The organism is Micrococcus sp. LASM2_SD2 (assembly GCF_057364565.1).
This window is the reverse complement of sequence record NZ_JBNFOB010000399.1, coordinates 1-1,135: the sequence shown is the minus strand read 5'-3', so window position 1 is coordinate 1,135 and position 1,135 is coordinate 1. Positions and strand designations below refer to the sequence as shown.

Annotated in this window: 2 protein-coding genes; both read left to right on the top strand. The window is 75.3% G+C overall.

Features of this window, described 5'->3' with window-relative positions:
* Positions 1 to 377, top strand: a 377-nt coding sequence (locus AC2W7A_RS12700) for a macro domain-containing protein (protein ID WP_485991648.1), incomplete at its 5' end; no start/stop codon positions are given.
* A gap of 14 nt (positions 378 to 391) precedes the next feature.
* A complete protein-coding gene (locus AC2W7A_RS12695; protein ID WP_485991647.1) occupies positions 392 to 1,090 on the top strand; it encodes a Crp/Fnr family transcriptional regulator in 699 nt (232 codons plus the stop codon).
* Positions 1,091 to 1,135: the final 45 nt, after the last annotated feature.

Here is a 1,135-nt window from a genome sequence, read left to right as displayed (position 1 = left end):
CCGTGCGCGCCGAGCGGTGGCCCGACGGCCTGCCCGTCGGCGAGGCCGTGGCCACCGAGGCCGGAGACCTGCCCGCCCGCTGGGTGGTGCACGCCGTCGGTCCGAACGCGGCCCGCGGTGAGACCGATCCGGGCCTGCTGGCCTCCTGCTTCACCCGCTCCCTGGACGTGTCCGCCGAGCTCGGGGCACGGTCCGTGGCCTTCCCGGCGGTCTCCGCCGGCGTCTACGCCTGGCCCGCCGAGGCGGTGGCGGACATCGCCGTCCGCGCCGTGCGCGGCTGGTTCGCGGAGCACCCGGACACCTCGGTGCAGGACGTCCGCTTCGTCCTCTTCGGCGACGCGCTCCTCGCCGAGTTCGAGCGGGCCCTGGCCGGCTGACATCATGGGCCGCGATGTCTGACGATCCCCGCCCCGCGCCGTTCATCGACCTGGAGCACCGCTTCGCGTGCGTCTCCGGGGTCCCGCTGTTCCGTGACGTCGCAGAGGAGGGCCGCTACCGGATCGCCGAGCGGGTGGTCACCCGGCGCGTGGACCGCGGGGAGACGGTCTACGGGCCCGGGGACCGTCCCGGCCTGCAGGTCCTCCACGCCGGCCGGCTGAAGGCCACCCGGCTGACGGACGGCGGCCGTGAGCAGCTGCTGCGGGTGCTGCGTCCCGGGGAGTTCACCGGGGAGTACTCGCTGCTCTCCTCCCTGCCGGCCACCCTCACGGTGCGCGCCGCCGAGGACTCCGTGGTGTGCTCGCTGCCGCGGGCCCACATGGAGGAGCTGCTCGCCGCCCACCCGGAGGTCTCCCGGGCCATGCTCACCACCCTGGCCACCCGACTGGACGAGGTGGAGTCCCAGGTCACCGGGATCACCTCCCAGTCGGTGCGCCGCCGGCTGGCCGAGTACCTTATGGACGTGCTGCCGGTGGGCCGTGCGGCGCGGCTGCCGATGTCCAAGAAGGACCTGGCGTCCTCTCTCGGCACCACCCCGGAGACCGTCTCCCGGAGGCTGCGCGGGTTGGCCGACGACGGGCTGATCGAGCTGGGCGCCCGCAACTCGGTCGCCGTGCTGGACCCGGCCGGCCTCGCCGCCGTCGAGGACTGACGCCCCAGGGGCGGCGGACGCCCGGTCTCTGCGACGGCCCCCGCC

What these genes read in the sequence shown, in the direction of transcription:
- AC2W7A_RS12695 (WP_485991647.1), top strand. Translation starts at nt 392, where the DNA reads ATGTCTGACGATCCCCGCCCCGCGCCGTTCATCGACCTGGAGCACCGC.